The organism is Amycolatopsis sulphurea, from assembly GCF_002564045.1.
Taxonomy (GTDB): Bacteria; Actinomycetota; Actinomycetes; order Mycobacteriales; family Pseudonocardiaceae; genus Amycolatopsis; species Amycolatopsis sulphurea.
In genome coordinates this window covers 1,625,289-1,645,944 of record NZ_PDJK01000002.1, presented here as the reverse complement: position 1 = coordinate 1,645,944, position 20,656 = coordinate 1,625,289, and the positions used below count along the sequence as shown (strand labels likewise).

Here is a 20,656-nt window from a genome sequence, read left to right as displayed (position 1 = left end):
ACGTACTGCGGCCCCGGGCCGGCCCCGAGGGCGAACTCCCGTCCGCCGCCGTCGGCAGCGGCTGCGGGTCTGTCTCCGAGGTTACTCGCCGGCTCGCTCCCGGTGACCGAAGTGTGGGGTACCCGGACCGGCTCGGTCCGGTCGCGACGTCGGGCCACCCCCGGCGCGGCTCAATCCGATGGTAGAGGTGCAGACCTCGCCGTCCCGAGTGACACCCGTCTCCCACCAATGGTGGTGTCGGCAAAGTCGGTGTGGAGGGCCCTGCGCAGCTGCGGAGGGCTGTGAAGGGGCCCTTCACGGACTCTGAGTCCGTGAAGGGCCCCTTCACAGACCCGAAACCGATCGGGTGCACGCCATGAGGTGGTCGCACACACCTCCGCATCGCCCGCTGCCGGGTCCCCGACCAACTTTGTCGGAATCCTGTCCCACCAATGGTGCAGCTTGCACTCGTAGCTCGCTCGAACTCGAGTTTTCCCACCGGGTGGACATTGCGCGAGGCCGGGGTCAGCGGGCGCTGATCCGGGCCTTCATCGCGGCCAGCCGTTCCGCGAACGCCGGTGCTGCCAGCGATTCCAGCTGCGGCCGCAGCTCCGCGTCGACCGCGGCCGGGTGCTCGGTCAGGCCGCTGGTCAGCCGCATAGTCCGCTTCGTGGACACCAGCACCTCGCGTGGAGCGGCGACGGCCGGCGCGGCCAGCGCACGGGCGGCGCTGATCAGCGCGTCGTGACCGCCCTCGACCACCCGCAGCGCGAGCCCGGCACGGACGGCGGCGTGGGCGTCGAGGACTTCACCGAACAAGGTCATCGCGGTGGCCTGCTGAGGGCCGGCCAGGCGCTGGATCATCCAGGTCATCCCACCGCCGGGGTGCAGTCCCAGTTCCAGGAACCGGGCGAGGAACTTGGCGCGCGGACCGGCGAGCCGGACGTCCGTGGCGAGCGCGAGATTCAGCCCGGCACCGACTGCCGCACCGCCGACTGCGGCGATCGTGGGCAGGCTGCACTCTGCGACCGCGAGGAACCCGGCGTACACGGAGCGGAGCCCATCCGCGTCCGCCTCGCCGAGCGTGCTCAGATCGGCGCCCGCACAGAACGCCGGCGGAGTACCGGTCACGATCACGGCGTGCACGTCCTCGTCGGCCTCGGCGCGGGCCAGGGCGGCGGCCAGTTCCGCGGACAGGTCGAGGGTGAGCGCGTTGCGGCTGTCCGGGGCGTCGATGGTGAGCAGCGCGACGCCGTGGTCGTGCTCGCTGAGGATGCGGTCGGTCATCGGCCGAGCATCCCACTCACGACGGAGTCGGTGGTCGTTCCAGTAGCCGCGACAGGACGACGGTGGACACCGTCCGGTCGACGATCTCCAGGCCGCGCAGCCGTTCCAGCGCCGTTTCCAGGTGGTGGATGTCCGCCGCCCGCAGGTGCACGATCGCGTCCGCCGCGCCGGACACCGTATAGGCGGCGACGACCTCGGGCAGCGGTTCGAGCCGGGCGCGGATCCGGCCAGGGGTCACGTTGCCCTGGCAGTGCACCTCCACGAATGCCTCGGTGCCCCAGCCGAGCGCCTCGGGGTCGACGACCGCGGTGAACCCGCGCAGCACCCCGGTCTCCAGCAGCCGGTCCACCCGTCTTTTCACGGCAGGAGCGGACAAACCGACCACTTTGCCGATCTCCGCGTAGCTGGATCGCGCGTTGGCCAGCAGGCAGGAAACGATTCGCTGGTCGATGGTGTTCACACGCAATGTTTAGCAGGCGTGTGCGCAGCGAACAGCGATTGATTGCGATATCGGGCCGAACCTACCCTGGTCTTATGCAGGGACCGGCCGTGCCGCGGGTGCCCACTCCCCGCCATTACCTGATGTGCCCACCGCAATACTTCGCGGTGGACTACTCGATCAACCCCTGGATGGACCCCGCTCAGCCGGTCAGCGCGAAGATCGCCCTCGCGCAGTGGACCCGGCTGCGGGACACCTATCGCCGTCTCGGGCACGCCGTCGAGGAGATCGAACCCCAGCCGGGCCTGCCGGACATGGTGTTCGCGGCGAACTCGGGCACGGTCGTGGACGGGCGGGTGCTGGGCGCGCGGTTCCGGGCATCGCAGCGGACCGCGGAGGCCGAGCACTTCCGGCGCTGGTTCACCGAGCACGGCTACCGCGATCTGACCATGCCGGAGAAGGTCAACGAGGCCGAGGGCGATCTCGTGTGGACCGGCCGGGTGCTGCTGGCCGGCACCGGATTCCGCACCGACCCGGCCGCGCACGCGGAGGCGCAGGAGGTGCTCGGCGTGCCGGTCGTTTCCCTGCAGCTGGTCGACGCGCGGTACTACCACCTGGACACCGCGCTGTTCGTGCTGGCCGAGGCCACCGACTCGGCCGACGCGCAGATCGCCTACTACCCGGCGGCGTTCTCGCCGGGTTCGCAGCGAGTGCTACGCCGGTTATTCCCGGACGCGGTGCTCGCCACCGCGGCAGATGCGGAGTGCTTCGGCCTCAACGGCGTGTCCGACGGCCGCAACGTGGTGCTCCCGCTGGAAGCACGGGCCACGGGGCTGGGGGAGCAGCTGGTCCGGCGCGGCTACGAGCCCGTCTACCTGGACATTTCCGAGCTGCGGAAGGCCGGCGGCGGCCCGAAGTGCTGCACGTTGGAGATCCGTAAGTAACGGCTCGGGTACCACCGGTCACCTCTCCGCTTGCCAATGCGATTAATCGGATGTCATGATTAATCGGAAAGCGGCGGAGGGGTAGGGATGATCACGTTCGCAGTACACGGCATCGGGCGGCCACGGCGCGCGCTCGATCCAGGTGAGGACGAGCGCTGGCTGACCGTCGAGCAGTTCGACGATCTGCTCGACGTAGTCGCCACCAGTGGCGCCCGGCTCACCTTCGACGACGGCAACGTGTCCGACGTCGAGATCGCGCTGCCCCGGCTTGTCGAGCGGAACCTGCGTGCGGAGTTCTTCCCCCTGGCCGGCCGGGTCGGTGAGCGCGGGTACGTCAACAGCGCGGACCTGCGCCGGCTCGTGGACGCGGGCATGCACGTCGGCTCGCACGGCTGGGACCGGCACGACTGGCGTCATCTCGACCGCGCGTTCACGGTCCGTCGCGAGCTGGACGCCGCTCCTCGCCTGCTGGCCGAGCTGAGCGGCAAGCCGGTGCGGCGGTACTCGCTGCCACCCGGGCCTTACGACCGGCGGGTGGTCCGCCACCTGCGTGCCGCGGGGGCGACCAAGGTGTACGCGGGCGGCCGGTCCCGTCCCGGGAGCTGGCTGCACTCGCGCGTCGAGGTCCGCTCGGATCTGAACGCCCGCTGGGCCGAGGGTGCGATCACCCGGGCCGCTTTCCGCTGCTGGCGGTAACCCACGAACACCGGGCCGGACAGAGATCATCGGCCAAGGTCCTGAGCCAGCGCGAAGGACCACGGCAGCAATCCGGCTCCGCCCCGCGGGCGGCACCGATTCCGACGGACGCGGGGGCCGCCGGAGTCGGTGCCGTCTGCCGTCACCGCCTGCCGAGACCGGTACTGCGGAAACCGGCTCTGGCGAGCACATCGGGGTCGACCAGGTTCCGCGTGTCGACCACCACCGGGTGCCGGGCCAGCCCGGCCAGCTTCGCCCAGTCGAGCGTGCGGAACTGCGGCCATTCGGTGAGCACCACGAGCGCGTCCACGTCCTTCGCGGCCAGCTCCGGGTCCGCGACCACGCTGATCGGCTCCAGGCCCGGATGCACCGTGTCCGCCGGGACCGCCGGATCGTAGGCGACGAGTTCGGCCCCGTCCTGGTGCAGCATCGCGGCCACCGCCAGCGCGGGCGAATCACGCAGATCACCGGTGTTCGCCTTGAAGGTGAGACCGAGCAGGCCCAGCCGGGTGTGCGCGAGCGTGCCGGAACGCCGTCCGGTGACCGCGAGCCGGACCTTGTCCACGATCCGCTGCCGCTGCCGTTCGTTGGTGTCGATCGCGGCGCGCAGCAGCCGGAATTCGAAGTCCGCGGAATCGGCGATCTGCAGCATCGCGCGGGTGTCCTTCGGCAGGCACGAACCACCCCAGCCCGGACCCGGGGTGAGGAAGGACTGACCGATCCGCCGGTCATAGCCCATGCCCTCGGTGACGTCGGCGATGTCCGCGCCGAGCCGTTCGCAGAGTTCGGCCATCGCGTTGACGTACGACAGTTTCATCGCCAGGAAGCAGTTCGCTGAGTATTTCACCAGCTCCGCGCTCGCGGCGTCGGTGAGCACGGTCGGCGCGCCGAGCCGGGAGTACAGCGCGGCGACCCGCTCGGCCGCGTCCTGCGACGCGCTGCCGACCACGATGCGGTCCGGGTTCAGGAAATCCTCGACCGCGCAACCCTCGCGCAGGAACTCGGGATTGCTCACCACGGCGACGTCGTCGCGGCCGAGCAGCTCACGGGTGCGTTCGGCGGTGCCCACCGGCACGGTCGATTTGTTGACCAGTACCGAATCCGGGGCCAGCACGTCGGTGATCTCGGACAACACGGCCTGGATCGAGCCGAGATCCGCGACGCCGCCGACGCCCATCGGGGTCGGCACGCAGAGGAACACGATCTCGGCGTCCGGCTCGACCGCCTGTCGCGCGCCCAGCACGAAGCTCAGCCGCCCGGCGGCCACCCCCTCGGCGACCAGTTCCGCGAGCCGCGGTTCCAGGATGCCGACCTCACCCCGGGTGAGCCGGGCGACCTTGTCCGGGTCGACGTCGGCGCACACCACGTGGTGCCCCAGCGAGGCGAGACAGGCGCCGGTGGTGAGGCCGACGTAGCCGGTGCCGATCACGGCGATTCTGCGGACGAACATTGCTCAATTCCCTTCGGCAGCACGGGCTTGGCGCAGCAGCCGGTCGTAGACCCCGACGTAGGTGCGCGCCTGCGGTGCCCAGTCCAGTTCGAGTTCGGCCCGGCGCCGGCCGCGTTTGCCGAGGTCCTCCCGGCGCTGCGGGTCGTCGAGCAGTGCGACGAGTTCGGCGGTGCAGCCCGCGGCGTCGCCGGGCTCCACGAACACCGCGCAGTCGCCGGCGGAGATCGCGTTCTCGGTGAGCCGGTAGCCGACCACCGGCAGGCCGTAGGCGAGGTACTCCATCGTCTTGTTCATCGTCGACACGTCGTTGAGCGGGTTCAGCGGGTCCGGGGACAGCCCGGCCGACGCCGTGGAGAAGTACTCGGAGATCTGCGCCGGGCCGACCCGGCCGGGCAGATCCACGTACTTGTCCAGGCCCAATTCGGTGCATTGGCGGCGCAGCTCGGCCAGGCAGTCGCCGAATCCGAGCACGGCGAAGTGCACGTCTTCACGGCCGTGGTCGAACACTGTGCGCCGGGCGACGTCGAGCACCACGTCCACGCCGTCCTGCGGACCCATGATGCCGAGCCACACGACCAGATGCTGCCGCCCGCGACGCAGCTCGGGGACCGGCCGCCCCGGCTTCATCACCGTGGTGTCCGGGCCGGATCGCACCACGCTGGTGTTCTCCTCCGGCACGCCGCCGCGTTCGATCGCGATGCGCTGATAGGAGGTGTTGGTGGAAATGACGTGGTCCGCGGTGCGGAAGGTCATCCGTTCCAGCCAATAGAGACCGGCCAGCTGCAGGCGCGAGCCCCGGCCTTCCGGCTCGCCGAAGCGGGACCGGAACACCTCGGGGTTGAGGTCGTGGTGGTCGAATACGAACTTGACCCCGCGCCGCCGCCACAGCCGGGCCAATGCCCAGTAGGTGTCCGGCGGGTTGCAGGCCTGCATGACGGCGAAAGGCTTGCGCCGCCACACTTTCCGGCTCAGTCTCGCGGTGTGCAGCCAGGACAGGGCGAACTCCAGCGCGTAGCCGAGCAGCCCGCCCGCGGGCGGGGGCGGCGAATACTTGTACAGATGCACTCCGTCAAGTACTTCGTAACCGGGATCTCCTTCGCCACGTGGGCAGATCACCGAAACCTCGTAGCCCGCTCCGGTCAGCGCGCGGCATTCCAGCCACACCCGGCGATCGAGCGGTACCGGTAGGTTCTGAACGATGATGAGCACGTGGGGACGCGGCATGACGGCCTCTCTTGCAGACGGTCGACGCTCTTAGTTCGCTGGCTCGCCCGGCTCCGTTACCCGAATCCGGAAAGTGCGGCCTGCCGGCGCAAGCCACCCGAGGCAAGTGGTGTGCGGGAAACCTGACCGGCCCGGTTCATGTCGCCGATTTTCGGGAAATACCACGGGAATTCCGGGGCCGGGCTGTAACGAACACCCCCGCGCGGAGCGAATACCGGACGAAACCAGGCCACCTCCGGAAGTGGGCACCCCATGCTGACCTGCCGACTGTGCGGCTCCGAGCGCCTCGCAGACGTGGCCGACCTCGGCGCGACCCCGCCGTGCGAGCGGTTCCTGACCGCCGCGCAGCTCGACGAACCCGAGCCGACCTACCCGCTGCACCTGCGCGTGTGCACGGAATGCTGGCTGTCGCAGCTGCCGCCGCTGATCACCCCGGAAGAGACTTTCACCGAGTACGCCTACTTCTCGTCCTATTCCTCCTCGTGGGTCGAGCACGCGGAACGGTTCGTGTCCGGCGCGGTGCGGCGGCTGGAGCTCGGTGGCGATTCCTTTGTCGTGGAGGTCGCCAGCAATGACGGCTACCTGCTGCAACACGTGGTGCGGCAGGGGATCGGCTGCCTGGGCATCGAGCCGTCGGAGAACGTCGGGCGTGCCGCCCGCGACCGCGGAGTGCCGACGCTGACCGCGTTCCTCGACGAAGCGACCGCCGAAAGTGTGCGGAAAGCACACGGCCCGGCGGACCTGGTGGTGGCCAACAATGTCTACGCGCACATTCCCGATGTGCTCGGGTTCACCCGCGGGCTGCGCGGCCTCGTCGCGGACGACGGGTGGGTCTCGATCGAGGTGCAGCACCTGCTTACGCTCATCGAGCTGACCCAGTACGACACGATCTACCACGAGCATTTCCAGTACTACACCGTCGCTTCCGCGCAGCGGGCACTCGCGGCCGGCGGCCTGGCCGTGGTCGATGTGGAACTGCTGCCCACGCACGGCGGTTCGATCCGGCTGTGGGCGAGGCCGGTCGCGGTCGCCGGGGAGCCGAGCGCGCGGATGCTGGACGTGCTGGCCCGGGAGAAGGCCGCCGGGTTGCACGAACAGTCCGGCTACGCCGAGTTCGGCCGCCGGATCGCCACCGTGCGCCGGGAGCTGCTCGGTTTCCTCGTCCAGGCGGCCGAAGAGGGCCGCAGCGTGGTCGGGTACGGCGCTCCCGGCAAGGGCAACACCCTGCTGAACCACTGCGGCATCCGGCCGGACCTGCTGGCCTACACGGTGGATCGCAACCCGTACAAGCACGGCCGCTACACCCCGGGCACCCGGATCCCGATCCTGGCGCCGGCGCGGATCGCCGAGGACCGGCCGGATTACGTGCTGGTGCTGCCGTGGAACCTGCGGGCGGAGCTGACCGAGCAGCTGGCCTACGTGGCGGACTGGGGTGGCCGGCTGGTGTTCCCGATTCCGCGGCTCGAGGTCGTCGACCCGGTGCGGACGGAGGTTTCGCGATGAAGGTAGTGCTCTTCTGCGGTGGTTACGGCACCCGGATGCAGAGCGGCCCCGGTGACGTGCCGAAGCCGATGCAGCTGGTCGGCCCGCGGCCGTTGCTCTGGCACGTGATGCGGTATTACGCCCACTTCGGGCACCGTGATTTCGTGTTGTGCCTCGGCTACGGGGCGCAGCACATCAAGAAGTTCTTCCTCGACTACGAGGAGAGCGAGTCGAACGACTTCGTGTTGCAGGGCGGCGATCTTGACCTGCTGTCCACCGACATCTCGGACTGGCGGATCACCTTCGTGCACACCGGGATCAACTCGCCGATCGGGGAACGGCTGCGCCGGGTGCGGCACTGCCTCGAAGGCGAGGAGATCTTTCTGGCCAACTACGCGGACGTGCTGACCGACGCGCCGCTGCCGGACCTGATCGAGCGGTTCGCCGCGGCGGACGCGGGCGCGTCGATGATGATCGTGCCGCCGCCCGCGACGTTCCACTGCGTCGAAGTCGGGGCGGGCGGGCTGGTCTCGGGCATCACGCCGGTGAGCGAGATGCCGTTGTGGGCCAACGGCGGGTATTTCGCCCTGCGGCAGGAGGTGTTCGACCACATCCCGGAGAACGGCGATCTGGTCGCCGACGGCTGTGCCGAGCTGGCCAAACGCGGCCGTCTGCTGGCCTATCCGCACCGTGGTTACTGGCGTCCGACGGACACCATCAAGGAGCGCGCGGCGTTGAACGAGGCGTATGCGCGGGACGAAAAGCCTTGGGCGCTTTGGGAGAACGATCGGGTGGCCGCCGGATGACCGGCTTCCGGCCCGCCGGGCTGGCCAAGCTCGCGATCCTCGGCGCGCACTGCGACGATCTCGCGATCGGCGCGGGCGGTACGTTGCTCACGATCTGCCGGTCGCGTCCCGGTATCGAGATCGAGGCGCTCGTGCTCTCCGGCGGAGGAACCGAACGCGAGGACGAGGAGCGGGCCGCGCTGGCCGCGTTCTGTCCTGGCGCGCGGCTTTCGGTCACCGTGCTGAAGCTGCGCGACGGCCGGTTCCCGGCGCAGTGGGAGGAGGCCAAGGAAGCCGTGGAGGCGCTGCGCACGCGGATCGAGCCGGATCTCGTGATCGGCCCCCAGGCCGAGGACGCGCACCAGGACCACAGAGCGCTGGCGAAGCTGATCCCCACGGTGTTCCGCGGTCCGCCGGCGCTGGGCTACGAGATCGTCAAGTGGGACGGCGACCTCGGGAAACCTTCGGTCTACCAACGGCTTTCGCCGGAAAACGCGGAGCTGAAGGTCGCACTGCTGCACGAGCACTACCCGTCCCAGCGGCACCGGCCCTGGTACGACCGGGAGGCCTTCCTCGGGCTCGCCCGCCTGCGCGGTATCGAATGCCAGGCGCGGTACGCGGAAGCCTTCCATACCGGCAAACTCACCCTCGACCTCGCGGGAGACTGATCGATGCGGGTTCTGCTCACCGGACACCAGGGCTATCTCGGCACCGTGATGGCCCCGGTACTCACTGCGGCCGGACACCAGGTGACCGGCCTCGATTCCGGGCTGTTCGCCGATTGCGTGCTCGGCACACAACCGAACGATCCGCCCACCATCGTCGCCGATCTGCGTGACGTGACCGTGGATCAGCTCGCCGGGTTCGACGCGGTGATCCACTTGGCCGCGTTGTCGAACGACCCGCTCGGCTCGCTGGAGCCGGACATCACTTACGAGATCAACCACCACGCGTCGACGCGGCTGGCGCGGCTCGCGAAGGAGGCCGGGGTCGGCCGGTTCCTCTACGCGTCGACCTGCTCGGTGTACGGCGCGGGTGGGGAGAACCTGGTCAACGAGGACGCGCCGCTGCGCCCGGTCACGCCGTACGCGGAGTCGAAGGTGCGGGTGGAAGACGACCTCGTCGAACTCGCGGACGGCAATTTCTCCCCGGTGTTCCTCCGCAACGCCACGGCGTTCGGGTTCTCTCCGCGGCTGCGTGCGGACATCGTGGTGAACAACCTCGTCGGCCACGCGGTCCTCACCGGTGTGGTGCGGGTGCTTTCCGACGGCACGCCGTGGCGGCCGCTGGTGCATGCCGCGGACATCGCCGCCGCGTTCGCCGGAATGCTGGACGCGCCGCGAGAGGCGATGCACGCCCGGGCGTTCAACGTCGGGACCGAGCAGAACAACCTGCGGGTTTCGGAAGTGGCGGAAGCGGTCGTGACGGCAGTGCCCGGTGCCGAGCTGCTGATCACCGGGGAAGCGGGCAACGACCCGCGTTCCTACCGTGTGGACTTCTCGCGGATCCGGGCCGCGCTGCCCGGTTTCGACTGCCAGTGGTCGGTGCCTGCCGGGGCACGCGAGCTGGTCGCCGCCTACCACGAGCACGGGCTCACGCAGGAGGCGTTCGACCGGCGGTTCACCCGGCTCGCCCGCCTGCGCGAGCGCGGCGACAACGGCAGTGTCAACGCGGCGCTGCGCCCGGTCGGGGTCGGCTGAGGTCGTGACCAGTCCGGCGGTACGACCGCTGCCCGGCGCTCCGGCCGAGCCGTTCCAGTGCCGGCATTGCCGTGGCACGACCGGCGAAGTGGTGCTGGATCTCGGTGCGCAGCCGGGGTGCGAGCACTTCGCCGAGCCCGGGGATCCCGGGCCGGACCCGGTCTTCGGTCTGCGGATGTGGTGGTGCACGGGATGCGGGCTCGCCCAGCTCGCCGAGGATCCCGGGCTGCCGGAGACGGTGCGCGGGGTGGAACCGGAGGCGATGCGGAACCAGGCCGCGAAGGTGTTGTCCAGGCTGTCCGCGGAAGGCTGGATGCGGGCGGGGGAGACGGCCGTGGAATTCGGTAGCCCGCATGGCAGTGCCTGGCTCCCGAAGGTGCTCGCGCGCGGCCTGAAGCGTGCTTCGGAACGCGCCGATCTGGTGCTGGACGTCTACGGCCTGCTGCATGAACCGGATCAGGAGGAAGCACTCCGCCGCCGCGCTGAACAGCTTGCTCCCGGTGGCCTGCTGATGCTGCAACTGTTCAGCCTCGGCAGTGTGCTGCGGCACGGGCAGTGGGACGAGTTGCGGCACGGGCACTACGCGTACTGGTCGCTGCCCGCGCTGGACCAGGCATTGCGCCGGCACGGGCTCGGGATTCACCGTGTGTGGTCGTACCCGCTGGCCGGTGGCACGGCGGTGGTGCTGGCCACGCATGATCCGCAGCCGGACAAGGAGACCCAGGCGGCGTGCGCGGAAGAAGTCGCGGCCGGGGTCACCGATCGCGACGCACTGCGCGCGTTGCAGGAGCGGGCAGACACTGACGCGGCGGCGCTGCGTCGCTGGCTGGAGGACCGGCCGCGGCGAGTCGTCGGTTACGGCGCCGCGTCCCGTTCGGTGCCGTTGCTCTGCCACGCCGGGGTCGACGTCGAGCTGCTGCCCGCGGTCGCCGACGCTTCGCCGGACAAGCAGGGCCGGCGGATTCCTGGCACACGGATTCCGGTCATCCCGCCGAGTTACCTGGCCGCCGGGCAGCCTGCCGACATGTTGCTGCTCCTGCCCCAGCTGCTCGACGAGGTACGGCGGACCTGGCCGGAGATCGAGGCCCGCGGTGGCCGGTGGATCAGCGTGAACGACGTCTTGGCGGGGCGCACGTGAGCGCGCCGGAGCTGTCGGTGTTGATGGTCACCTACAACGCCGCCGCACATGCCGAACGGACGCTGAGTGCGTTGACCGGCGCAGCGGCGCCGGCCGTGCCGTTTGAAATCCTGGTGAGCGACAACGGTTCCACCGACGGGGCGGCGGAGGTTGTGGACCGCGTCGTGGGTCCGGGCACCGTGGCGCGGCTCGGTCGGAACACCGGATTCGCGTACGCGGTGAACCGGGCGGCCGAGCGCGCCTCCGGGCGGTACCTGTTGCTGCTGAACCCGGACGCCGAACCGAAGCCCGGTGCGATCGACGCGCTGCTCGCGCACCTGCGTTCAAATCCGGCGCACGGCATCGTCGGCGGGCGCACGCTGGACGTCGCCGGAAAACTGGAGCCACGCAGCTGCTTCGGCCGGATCACGCCGTGGAGTCTCACCTGTTCTGCGCTGGGTCTTTCCGCGCTGGCCAGGGGATCACGGCTGTTGGATCCGGAAGCGCTCGGCGGCTGGGCCCGCGATTCGGTGCGGCATGTGGACGTCGTGTCCGGCGGGTTGCTGCTGCTGAGCAGGGATCTGTGGGACCGGCTCGGTGGACTGTACGAGGGGTTCCGGATCTACGGCGAGGACCAGGACCTGTGTCTTCGGGCGCGGCAGCTCGGCTGCCGCCCTTCGATCACGCCCGAGGCCGAGGTGGTGCACGACGTCGGCGCGTCCTCCGGTGGAGACGTTTCCGGCCGGGACGTCCTCGTGCTGGCCGGACGGGCCGGGGTGATCCAGCGGCATCTCGGGCCGTGGCGGGGCTACGGGCTGTTCGCTTTGCGGCTGGGAGTCGGGCTCCGGGCGGTGGCGGAGCGGATCCTGCGCCGCCGTCCACGATGGACGGTCGTCTGGCGACGACGGGAAGAATGGGCTTCAGGATGGCCGGGAACCCGGGAGCCGGTGGGGGCGTGAAGAAGGTGCTCAAGGCAGCAGTGCGCGCCGGTACCGGCGCGATCGGTTCGGTTCGCGCGGTGCGCACCACACGGCCCCACGTCGTGCTGACCTTCGACGACGGCCCGGACCCGGTGGGCACGGAACGAGTCCTGTCGGCGTTGGCGGAGCACGCCACGACCGCGACGTTTTTCGTACTGACCGAACGTGTCGCGCGTTTTCCACGGCTGCTCGCCGAGACCGCGGCCGAGGGGCACGAGATCGCCCTGCACGGCTTCGATCACTGCCGGCTGACCCGGTTCCGCTTCCGCGAAGTCGTCGCCCGGGTGTCCGCGGCACGACGGCAGCTCGAAGACACGCTCGGCGCGCCGGTTCGCTGGTTCCGGCCGCCGTTCGGCGCGCAGACCCCCTCGACCTGGCGAGCCATCCGGCGTACCGGCCTGGAACCCGTGATGTGGGGGCCGACCGCATGGGACTGGCTCGACGAACCGGTGCCGGACCTGGCCGCGCGTGCGATGGAAAGACTCGTGCGCGGGTCGATTCTGCTCGCCCACGACGGCTACGCCGGTGATCCGGAGCAGCCCTCCGGTACCGCGCCGACCTTCGACCGGGGCGAGCTGACGGCGGCGGTGCTGGAGGGCATCGCCGAACGCGGATTGCGGGGCGTTTCCCTGGCCGATGCGCTGGCGGCCGGAGGCACCGCCGAACGGTGGGCGTGGTTCCGGCGCTGACGCTTCAGCTGAGTTTCGCCGCTACGGTCAGGACTTCCGTGGCCGCCCGCGACCAGTTGGCGTGCTCGATCACCGCCGGTGCCTGGCGAACCGTGCGTTCCCGCAGCTCTGCGTCCGCGAGCAGCTCGGCGATCAGCGAAGCCAGCTCGGCGGGGTCCTCGGAGGTGACCAGCCCGCCGTTCCCGCCGGGCCGGATGATCTCCGGCATCGCGCACCGGTCACGCCCGATGCACGGCAGGCCGTGGGCCAGCGCCTCGGTGAAAGCAATCCCGTAACCCTCGAAATGGCTGGGCAGCACGAACAAATCGTGCGTCGCGTACAGCTCCCGCACCTGATCGAGCGGGATCCGGCCGAGGAAGCGCACGCCGTCCGGGATCGGGCCGGGCATCGGCCACTCCGCCGGACCGGCGATGGTGAGTTCGAGTCCAGCATGGCCGTCGCGGCGGAGAATTTCCCACGCGGCCAGTACTTGGGGCCCGGCTTTCGTGGTGAAATCCTTGCCCACGAACAACAGCCGCTGCCGCTCGCCGGACGGGCGCGGCTGTGGCTCGCGCGCGGGCAGCACATTGCAGCCGGGATTGACCACGTGCACTTTGTCCGCGGGCAGCCCGGTCACCCGGACCAGATGCCCGGCCAGCCATTCGCTCATCGCGAGCACTCCGGCCGCACCGGCATAGATCTCCCGCTGGCGTTCGGCCAGTTGCTCGATCCGCGTGGCGGACAGATGCGGGAAATGCCGCGGCTGCCGCTCTTCGCGCAATAAGTCGAAACTCAGGTCCTGGTAGACCAGATACGGCCCGCGCAACCGGGCGAGATCACCGATCTGCAGGACGACGTCGCAGCTCGCGGACGTTTCGGCCCGGCGCAACCGCTGCTGGACCAGCGCTTGGGTGAGCCGATGGTGTTTCCAGCCGCTCACCCAGCGTCCCTCGTGCCGCCGCGCCGCAAGCGCTTTCAGCGCCAGCCGCGCGGGCCGGGGCCAGTCCAGCCCGAGGTCGGTCACCGTGGTCATTTCGCGCAATGCGGCCCGCAGCTGCCACGGAGTGTGCGACCAGGTCGGCTGCGGTGGGTCGTCCCATGTGCACGCGAATCCCATTTGAGGACTTGCGACACCAGACAGTGACCCTTCTCCTGTCACGTTCGGGCTGCTTTCATCGATTGACACAACGAGGCGGGGCGGGCAGATCCATCCTCGCGGGTTGCGGAAGGACGGTCAATGGACCTTTTCGGGATTTTCCGGATCGCGCTGCGGCGGTGGTACGTCCTCGTTGCCGCGCTGCTGGTGACCGGAGCACTCGGGTTCGTGGCCGCGGGCCAGGTCGCCCCGAGCTACTCGATCAGCGGCGTGCTGGTGGTGAACATCCCTTACGCCCAGGACGAGGCCGCGACCGCGCGGCTGGCGGGAAACCCGTACTACGACACGCGCACCGCCGCGTCGGTGATGGGCTCCATCGCCGATTCGCCGGACGTGCGGGACGTGGTCGGGCGCGGCGGTGGCAGCGCGGACTACGTGATCAATGTGGACAGTGGACGGCCGTTGCTGCTGGTCACCATCACGGCGAAGAGCCAGCAGGCCACGCTGAGCACCTACTCGCTGCTGTGGAAGGAACTCGAGCGCCGGATGCAGGCGCTGCAGGACGTCAAGCAGATCCCCGGCCAGTTCCGGGTGACCGTGGACGACGCGTTGCAGCCGAAGGAAGCGGCCATCTCCACCGGCAGCCGGTCGAAGGTGCTGATCGCCGCGCTGGCCATCGGGGTCGTGCTCGCGCTCGGGCTGTCGGTGTACGTCGACTACCTGATCCGCCGCAGGCAGCTCCGCGCGGCCGAGGCGGCCGAGGAGACGGATGCGGACTCGCCCGAGAAGAAGGTGGACGACCAGAAGCCGGCCGAGGAGCCGGACCGCACCGAGGTGTCGTGGGCTGATCAGCCCACCCGTCAGCTGCGCCCGGTGCGCAGCAACCGCGCCGACGGCGACGCGGTCCGGGTGGGCTCGCCGGGTAAGGGCGAACGTCCGCGGTGAGCCTTCTGCAACGGCCTGGGCTGCGTACGCGCCTCGGGCTCGGTGAGTTCATCCCGGTCGAGCGGAGCATCGACCGGCACCCATGGCTGACCGTGCTGCTGCTGGGCGGCGGCGTGCTCGCCGTGTGCGCGCAGGTCTTCGTCCCGGACCTGGCCTTCCTCGTCTTCGCGATCACCGCGTTGCTGGTCGGCTACATGTTCTCCCCGAAGGACGAGGTCACCGGGCTCACCCTGCTGCTGTCGGCGACTTTCCTGTTGCCGGCCAACCTGGTGATCGGCCCGCTCGGCCAGGCCGGGGTGCCGAGCGGACTGTTCGCCACGGCGTTGCTGCTGGTGTGGTTCTGCCTGCGCTGCGCACCCGATCTCGGGACCGATCGCCGGTTCCAGCCGTTGCGGGTCGTGGTCATGTTCGCGGTGGTGAGCCAGCTGGCCAGTTACGCCGCCGGGCAGATTCGCGGGCTGAGCCCGCTGGAGGCCTCGGGTGCGAACGCGGGCCTGCTCGGCGAGCTGGGTGCGATCGGCGTGCTGCTGTTCACCGCGGACACCCTGCGCGACATCCGCTCGGTCCGCCGGGTGCTGAGCCGGGTGACGATGGGGGCCGCGGTCCTCGCGTTCGTCGCGGCCCTGCAGTTCTTCGACGTGATCGATCTGGCCAAGCTGATCCGGCTGCCCGGCCTCATCGTGCACCAGTCGACCGCGGACTTCGTGCAGAGCCGCGACGGGTTCAACCGGGTGGCCGGGCTGGCCACCCACCCCATCGAGTACGGGGTGGTGCTGAGCATGGCGCTTCCGCTGGCTCTGCACCTGGCTGTCACCGCGAAGCGGCACCGCCCGGCGAGATGGCTGATCGTGGCGATGATCGCGGGCGGGATCCCGTTGTCGATCGGGCGTTCGGCGGTGCTGGCCACCGGCGTCGCATTGCTGATCTACCTGGGTTCCCTGCGGGTGCGGACCCTGCTGAACCTGCTGCCGTTCGCGGTCGTCGGCCTGGTCGGGGTCCAGGCGGCCGCGCCCGGCCTGCTCAACAGCATCAAAACCCTGTTCACCAGTGCGGGCACCGATCCGAGTATCGAGGGGCGCACGGACGACTACGCCGCGGTTTTCGGTATCTGGCAGCATCATCCGTTCTTCGGCATCGGGCCGGGCACCTACGTGCCGAAGCTGTATCGGGTACTGGACAACGAGTACCTGTACGAGCTGGTCACCGTGGGGGTGGTGGGGCTGGCGGTCGGGCTCGCCCTGTTCGCGACCGGCTATTCCCTGGCGCGGCGGGTGCACCGCAGTGCACCCGATCCGGACGCCCGCGGGATGGGACAGGCGCTGGCCGGTTCGATCGCGGCGGCCGCGGTGGCCGCGTTCACCTTCGACGCCTTCGGATTCGCGATCATGTTCATCACGACCCATCTGCTGATCGGGTGCGCCGCCGCGCTGTGGCGGGTCTCGGTGCGGGACGTCCCGGAGGCCGAGCGGCTGCCCGCGAGCTGGCTTCGCCGCCTGGCCGACCGCCGGCGGTGGGCCACCACTACTTGACGGAGTCTCGGTCGGTTCCCCAGGAAACGCTCTGGCCACGGGCCCGGCGAAACAGATCGAGCCCGCGGACGAGCAGGCTCACCGCGACGAACACGGCCGCGTCCGGCGGCCGGACGGCTCCCGTGCGGACCAGGTTGGCCACGGCGCCCGGCCCGGCGGCGCCCGTGGCGGGTGGCAGACCCATCGCGGCCAGCTGACGATTGCCCGCTCCGACGCGGATCCGCCGGCGGATCATGGCGCGGATCGTGCGGACCGGGGTCACGGCCACTTCCACTTCCGGCAGGATGATTCGCTCTTCCGCGCCGATCCGGCGTGCCACGTAACCGTCGTCGGCGATGAGATTCTCCGGCAGTGGAAAGATGCGCGCGTGTCCGGCCGCGGAGAGCACGTAGACGCCGCGGCCTGCGCTGCTGTCCCGAACGCCGGGCAGCTGCTGCCAGGCCGCGAGGTAACGGCGCACCAGCCACGACGCTTCGCCGGTGCGCAAACGCAGGCTCGGCACAGCGAGTAGCGCGCCCGATTCGGTCAGTGCTTCGCCGAGCCGCAGCAGACCGGCGGCGTCGATCGCCACGTCCGCATCCACGTACGCACGCGGGAACGTGGTGCAGCTCTCGTCACCGAGATTCAGCGCGTTCGCTTTGCCGGGCGTGCTGGTTTCCAGCACCACGTCGCCGGGTCCGATGGCCGCGCGCGCGACCTGTGCGGTGCGGTCGGCGCAACCGTTGGCCACGACCACGCACCGCACTCGGCGAGGCTCCGCCGACCACCGGCGAATCGCCTGCCCGACCACGGATTCCTCGTTGTGCGCAGGGATCACCACGTCCACCGGGCCAGCCTAGGGAAGGCCACCGCGGCCGCGGAAGGCGGCCGGGGACACAGGTTGATCAAAATCCGGTGATCATTTCACCGGAAACCACCGGGAAGATCGTTTCCGGCAGGGTGAAAAGATCAATTTCTGCATTCTGCGTGCCGCTTCTCCCGAGGATTCCGGAGATGTTTCCTTGCCAGCGGGGACACGATTGTGCATAGTCTTCCGTGTTCCATTACGAAACTATCTCGATAGCATTTCGGTCCGTTCGAACTTGGAGGTGAGGCGCTCGTGCGCCGCATCCTTGTCTCCGCGGGAACGATGGCTGTCGTGCTGACTGCCGCGTTCGTCGTGCTTCAGCTCGGCAGTGCGCCCCGCCACCCGGCCGCACAGGTCGCCGTGGCGGACGCTGCCTGGCACCGGCCGTCGCAGCATCGCGGCCTCTGTACCGACCCCGCGAAAACCCCCGCCCCCGCCACTACTTCCCCCGCCCCGTCCTCATCCCCGACCCGGCCGCCGAGCACGTCCAGCGCACCCCCGGCGACCACGACGGTCGCGGCGCCGCCGCCCGTGCGTTCCGACACACCCGGCGGGTACGGCGTGCCCGCCGGCACCGCCCTCAAGAGCGTGCAGAACCTGACCGCCGATCAATCCGGCCAGGTCCTCGACGCGCTCGACGTGCGCGGCACGATCACCGTCACGGCCCCCGGCGTGACGATCAAGCGCAGCAAATTCACCGGTACCGGCCAGGATTGGGCGGTACGCACCACCGGAAACGGTTCCGTGCGCATCGAGGACGCCACGTTCGCCGGCGATTACTCCGACGCCGCGATCAGTTACCACAACTGGAGTGCCACCCGGATCGACATCTCCGGGATGAGCAACGACGGAGCCAAGGTCGGCAACCACGTCTCCATCACCGATTCCTGGATCCACGACTTCACCCCGGCCGGCGGCGCACATGCCGACGGACTGCAGGTGGTCGAGGACGTCGGGGACGTGGTGATGAAGAACAACAAGATCGACATCGGCAAGCTGACGGGGGTCAACGCGGCGATTTTCCTCTCCCCGGACATCGGCCCGCAGAACCCCTCGGCAGGCCCGATCGTGGTCGACGGCAACACCCTCGGCGGTGGTGGCTACACGTTCTACAGCGTGAACGGCCGGGACGGCGCCACGTTGCAGGATGTGTCGGTGACGAACAACAAGTTCCTCAAGAACGCGATTTTCGGCCCGGTGTATCCGAGCGAATTCGTCGCGAAGACGGTGTCCGGCAACACTTATGCCGACGGCAGCACGCTGAAGATGCCGTAGTGGGCACGATTCGGTCCGGTGCCTCCCCCCGGGTGGCAGGGTGTCGGCAAAGCCGGCGTGGACCCTGCGCAGACCTCGGAGGTCCGTGAAGGGGCCCTTCACGGACTCTGAGTCTGTGAAGGGCCCCTTCACAGACCCGGGACAGGAGAGGGCAGGCGCCGTCGATGATGACGCGGCAGCCACGACTTTGCCGGGACCCTCCCCATGGGTGGCGCCGGACCGTATCGTCGGATCCGTGCGTACGGCGAAATGGTTGGTGACGGCGGCCGTGGTGGCCGTCGCCGCGGTCGTGGTGGTGGTCGTCGTCCGGGAGGACGACCCACCTGCGGCGGAGCAGCCTGCCGGATCCATGACCGAGGATCGGCCCGGCGCCGTCCTTTCCGGGCTGAACCTGCGCGGCATGCTCACTGTCACCGCGCCCGGAGTGGTGGTGCGGAACAGCCGCTTCACCGGCGACGGCAGCACTCCGTGGGCCATCCGGACCAACGGTGCGGGGTCCGTGCGCATCGAGGACACCGTGATCACCGGCGATTACACCGATGCCGGGATCTCCTACGGCAATTGGAGCGCGGTCCGGGTGGAGATCTCGGGAATGACCAACGACGGCGCGAAACTCGGGCCGCACACCTCGATCACCGATTCCTGGATCCACGATTTCCAGCCCGCGCAGGGCGCGCATTCCGACGGAGTGCAGCTCACCGAGGACGTGGGCGACGTGGTGGTGAAGAACAACCGCATCGACATCGGGACCGGGGAAGGCGCCAACTCCGCGGTGTTCCTGTCCCCGGACATCGGTGGTGAGAACCCGAATGCCGGACCCGTCGTGATCACCGGCAACACCCTTGGCGGTGGCGGGTACACGTTCTACAGCGTCGGTGGCAACGAAGGCGCCCGGCTGCAGGATGTGACGTTCACCGGCAACACCTTCCGCCAGGACGCGCGGTACGGCGCGATCTATCCCACGGACTTCGACGTGCGAACGGTGTCGGGCAATGTCTACGCAGGCGGGGCACCGGTTCCCTTGCCGGGCTGAGCATGCCGCTTCGACCGGATCGCGGCGAGCAGCGCCGCCGCCGATCGATGCCGGTGGAACGGCAGCTCGAACACCGCCGCGAACCCACGCGCGAACAACACCGCCAGCGGCACGGCCAGCACTGCGGTGAGCAGGAACGCCGGGGTGCCGGCCGGCAGCCACGCGCGAACCAGCAGGTGGCTGACCACCGCCACGATCGGCACATGCACCAGATAGAGGCTGTAGGAACACTTTCCGAGGAACCGCAGCGGCGCACTGTCGAGCACCCTGATCAGCCATGACGGCCGCCCCTGCGCCAGGCCGGCGAGCAGGGCCGCGACCGGGAACGCGGCGAGCAGATCGAGCCAGAAGTAATGGCCGATCGCCCGGACCGGGCCGAGCACGGCGATCAGGATTACGAGCACGGCGCCGCCGGCGAGCGCGAGCCATGACCACGGCATCCGGCTGTCCCGCCGGATTCCCGCGGTTACCGCACCCAGGGTGAAAAGCACCGCGAACTCGGGAGTCAGGTGCAACAGTGACATGAACACCGGCACCTGCCCGGACAGCGCCTCGATCAGCACCACGCCGGTGAGCACGCACACAACGAGCGCGACCGCACCGATGTTCCGCCGCAGCAGCAGCAAGAGCGGGAACAGCAGATACAGCTGGGCTTCCACGGCGATGGACCAGAACGCGCTGTTCGGGCTCGGTGCGGAGACCACGTCCTGCACCAGGAAACCGTACGTCAGCAGGGATCGCCCGGTCGGCACCACGCCCGGTGTCTCGGTCACCAACAATCGGGCGACAAGGAAACTGAACACCAGCGCGGCCCAGTAGGCCGGGATGATCCGCCATGCCCGGCGACGCAGAAAAGTGCGGATCCGGCCGAGATGCCACTCCCGGCCCGCGGGGCCGAGGGCAAGCGAGTAGCCGGACAGCACGATGAACACGACAACGGCGAGATGCCCGTACAGCAGCGGAGAAAGCCACAGCGGCCCGGTATCCGCGGGAAAACCGGGGAACGAGAACAGCCGGCAGTGATGTACCACCACGAAGAGCGCGGCGAGCCCGCGTACGCCATCGAGCCCGGTGATCCGGTCACGACCGGTCACTGCGGGCTTGGGTACCTCGGTCACGTGCACGTCGCCCACTCCCCGGATAACGATGCTGTCCTCACTACATCGATGCCGGGCACCAA

At 69.5% G+C, this 20,656-nt stretch carries 20 protein-coding genes; 13 read left to right on the top strand and 7 right to left on the bottom strand.

Annotation, left to right across the window (positions count from 1 at the left end; all coding sequences use genetic code 11):
- Positions 1-504: 504 nt before the first annotated feature.
- Complete coding sequence (locus tag ATK36_RS13670) at positions 505-1,266, bottom strand: enoyl-CoA hydratase (protein WP_098511717.1); 762 nt, start codon at positions 1,264-1,266, stop codon at positions 505-507.
- Between the two features lie 16 nt (positions 1,267-1,282).
- Complete coding sequence (locus ATK36_RS13665) at positions 1,283-1,726, bottom strand: Lrp/AsnC family transcriptional regulator (protein WP_098511716.1); 444 nt, start codon at positions 1,724-1,726, stop codon at positions 1,283-1,285.
- A gap of 74 nt (positions 1,727-1,800) precedes the next feature.
- On the opposite strand from ATK36_RS13665, the gene ddaH reads away from it, so the two are divergent.
- Both ddaH and ATK36_RS13655 read left to right on the top strand, forming a co-directional pair.
- A complete protein-coding gene (gene ddaH, locus ATK36_RS13660) occupies positions 1,801-2,649 on the top strand; it encodes a dimethylargininase (RefSeq protein ID WP_245914703.1) in 849 nt (282 codons plus the stop codon).
- A gap of 87 nt (positions 2,650-2,736) precedes the next feature.
- Entirely contained in the window at positions 2,737-3,345 is a 609-nt protein-coding gene (locus tag ATK36_RS13655) for a polysaccharide deacetylase family protein (RefSeq protein ID WP_098511714.1), read from the top strand.
- Between the two features lie 142 nt (positions 3,346-3,487).
- Here ATK36_RS13655 and ATK36_RS13650 read toward each other — a convergent pair whose 3' ends face one another.
- The gene (locus ATK36_RS13650) at positions 3,488-4,795 is read right to left on the bottom strand and encodes a UDP-glucose dehydrogenase family protein (RefSeq protein WP_098511713.1); all 1,308 of its coding nucleotides are present in this window, start codon (positions 4,793-4,795) and stop codon (positions 3,488-3,490) included.
- Between the two features lie 3 nt (positions 4,796-4,798).
- Positions 4,799-6,019 (bottom strand): glycosyltransferase family 4 protein, encoded by a 1,221-nt coding sequence (locus tag ATK36_RS13645; RefSeq protein WP_098511711.1) that lies wholly within the window; start codon positions 6,017-6,019, stop codon positions 4,799-4,801.
- A 252-nt stretch (positions 6,020-6,271) separates the two neighbouring features.
- Here ATK36_RS13645 and ATK36_RS13640 point away from each other — a divergent pair, with 252 nt between their 5' ends.
- The 7 genes from ATK36_RS13640 to ATK36_RS13610 are packed head-to-tail and all read left to right on the top strand — an operon-like array spanning position 6,272 to position 12,772.
- Positions 6,272-7,522: a class I SAM-dependent methyltransferase gene (locus tag ATK36_RS13640; RefSeq protein WP_098511710.1), complete on the top strand. Its 1,251-nt coding sequence runs from the start codon at positions 6,272-6,274 to the stop codon at positions 7,520-7,522.
- Complete coding sequence (locus ATK36_RS13635) at positions 7,519-8,307, top strand: sugar phosphate nucleotidyltransferase (protein ID WP_098511709.1); 789 nt, start codon at positions 7,519-7,521, stop codon at positions 8,305-8,307. Before ATK36_RS13640 ends, ATK36_RS13635 begins: the two co-directional genes overlap by 4 nt.
- Positions 8,304-8,954: a PIG-L deacetylase family protein gene (locus ATK36_RS13630; protein WP_098511707.1), complete on the top strand. Its 651-nt coding sequence runs from the start codon at positions 8,304-8,306 to the stop codon at positions 8,952-8,954. Before ATK36_RS13635 ends, ATK36_RS13630 begins: the two co-directional genes overlap by 4 nt.
- Before the next feature lie 3 nt (positions 8,955-8,957).
- A complete protein-coding gene (locus tag ATK36_RS13625; RefSeq protein WP_098511705.1) occupies positions 8,958-9,986 on the top strand; it encodes an NAD-dependent epimerase/dehydratase family protein in 1,029 nt (342 codons plus the stop codon).
- Positions 9,987-9,990: 4 nt separating this feature from the next.
- Positions 9,991-11,124 (top strand): class I SAM-dependent methyltransferase, encoded by a 1,134-nt coding sequence (locus tag ATK36_RS13620; RefSeq protein WP_245914702.1) that lies wholly within the window; start codon positions 9,991-9,993, stop codon positions 11,122-11,124.
- The gene (locus ATK36_RS13615; RefSeq protein ID WP_098511704.1) at positions 11,121-12,062 is read left to right on the top strand and encodes a glycosyltransferase family 2 protein; all 942 of its coding nucleotides are present in this window, start codon (positions 11,121-11,123) and stop codon (positions 12,060-12,062) included. The genes ATK36_RS13620 and ATK36_RS13615 overlap by 4 nt, the downstream gene beginning before the upstream one ends.
- Entirely contained in the window at positions 12,059-12,772 is a 714-nt protein-coding gene (locus tag ATK36_RS13610; protein ID WP_245914700.1) for a polysaccharide deacetylase family protein, read from the top strand. Before ATK36_RS13615 ends, ATK36_RS13610 begins: the two co-directional genes overlap by 4 nt.
- A 4-nt stretch (positions 12,773-12,776) precedes the next feature.
- Here ATK36_RS13610 and ATK36_RS13605 read toward each other — a convergent pair whose 3' ends face one another.
- Positions 12,777-13,868 carry a glycosyltransferase family 4 protein gene (locus tag ATK36_RS13605; protein WP_098511700.1) on the bottom strand — a complete coding sequence of 364 codons (1,092 nt, stop codon included), beginning with the start codon at positions 13,866-13,868 and terminating at the stop codon, positions 12,777-12,779.
- Positions 13,869-13,988: 120 nt separating this feature from the next.
- Here ATK36_RS13605 and ATK36_RS13600 point away from each other — a divergent pair, with 120 nt between their 5' ends.
- The gene (locus ATK36_RS13600; RefSeq protein ID WP_098511699.1) at positions 13,989-14,792 is read left to right on the top strand and encodes a YveK family protein; all 804 of its coding nucleotides are present in this window, start codon (positions 13,989-13,991) and stop codon (positions 14,790-14,792) included.
- Positions 14,789-16,321 (top strand): O-antigen ligase family protein, encoded by a 1,533-nt coding sequence (locus tag ATK36_RS13595; RefSeq protein ID WP_098511697.1) that lies wholly within the window; start codon positions 14,789-14,791, stop codon positions 16,319-16,321. The genes ATK36_RS13600 and ATK36_RS13595 overlap by 4 nt, the downstream gene beginning before the upstream one ends.
- Here the strand turns inward: ATK36_RS13595 and ATK36_RS13590 are convergent.
- Positions 16,314-17,147 carry a glycosyltransferase gene (locus tag ATK36_RS13590; RefSeq protein WP_098511696.1) on the bottom strand — a complete coding sequence of 278 codons (834 nt, stop codon included), beginning with the start codon at positions 17,145-17,147 and terminating at the stop codon, positions 16,314-16,316. The two genes, ATK36_RS13595 and ATK36_RS13590, sit on opposite strands and share 8 nt — an antisense overlap.
- A 273-nt stretch (positions 17,148-17,420) precedes the next feature.
- Between ATK36_RS13590 and ATK36_RS13585 the strand changes: the two genes are divergently transcribed.
- Together ATK36_RS13585 and ATK36_RS13580 are read left to right on the top strand one after the other, a co-directional pair.
- Positions 17,421-18,443, top strand: coding sequence for a hypothetical protein (locus tag ATK36_RS13585; RefSeq protein ID WP_141544429.1), 1,023 nt, complete (start codon positions 17,421-17,423; stop codon positions 18,441-18,443).
- A 235-nt stretch (positions 18,444-18,678) separates the two neighbouring features.
- Complete coding sequence (locus tag ATK36_RS13580) at positions 18,679-19,476, top strand: right-handed parallel beta-helix repeat-containing protein (protein ID WP_141544428.1); 798 nt, start codon at positions 18,679-18,681, stop codon at positions 19,474-19,476.
- Here ATK36_RS13580 and ATK36_RS13575 read toward each other — a convergent pair.
- Positions 19,440-20,600, bottom strand: a complete 1,161-nt coding sequence (locus ATK36_RS13575; protein ID WP_211291872.1) for an acyltransferase family protein — start codon at positions 20,598-20,600, stop codon at positions 19,440-19,442. The genes ATK36_RS13580 and ATK36_RS13575 overlap by 37 nt on opposite strands.
- Between the last annotated feature and the right edge of the window lie 56 nt (positions 20,601-20,656).

What these genes read in the sequence shown, in the direction of transcription:
- ATK36_RS13670 (WP_098511717.1), bottom strand. Translation starts at nt 1,266, where the DNA reads ATGACCGACCGCATCCTCAGCGAGCACGACCACGGCGTCGCGCTGCTC.
- ddaH (WP_245914703.1), top strand. Translation starts at nt 1,801, where the DNA reads ATGCAGGGACCGGCCGTGCCGCGGGTGCCCACTCCCCGCCATTACCTG.
- ATK36_RS13655 (WP_098511714.1), top strand. Translation starts at nt 2,737, where the DNA reads ATGATCACGTTCGCAGTACACGGCATCGGGCGGCCACGGCGCGCGCTC.
- ATK36_RS13650 (WP_098511713.1), bottom strand. Translation starts at nt 4,795, where the DNA reads ATGTTCGTCCGCAGAATCGCCGTGATCGGCACCGGCTACGTCGGCCTC.
- ATK36_RS13645 (WP_098511711.1), bottom strand. Translation starts at nt 6,019, where the DNA reads ATGCCGCGTCCCCACGTGCTCATCATCGTTCAGAACCTACCGGTACCG.
- ATK36_RS13640 (WP_098511710.1), top strand. Translation starts at nt 6,272, where the DNA reads ATGCTGACCTGCCGACTGTGCGGCTCCGAGCGCCTCGCAGACGTGGCC.
- ATK36_RS13635 (WP_098511709.1), top strand. Translation starts at nt 7,519, where the DNA reads ATGAAGGTAGTGCTCTTCTGCGGTGGTTACGGCACCCGGATGCAGAGC.
- ATK36_RS13630 (WP_098511707.1), top strand. Translation starts at nt 8,304, where the DNA reads ATGACCGGCTTCCGGCCCGCCGGGCTGGCCAAGCTCGCGATCCTCGGC.
- ATK36_RS13625 (WP_098511705.1), top strand. Translation starts at nt 8,958, where the DNA reads ATGCGGGTTCTGCTCACCGGACACCAGGGCTATCTCGGCACCGTGATG.
- ATK36_RS13605 (WP_098511700.1), bottom strand. Translation starts at nt 13,868, where the DNA reads ATGGGATTCGCGTGCACATGGGACGACCCACCGCAGCCGACCTGGTCG.
- ATK36_RS13600 (WP_098511699.1), top strand. Translation starts at nt 13,989, where the DNA reads ATGGACCTTTTCGGGATTTTCCGGATCGCGCTGCGGCGGTGGTACGTC.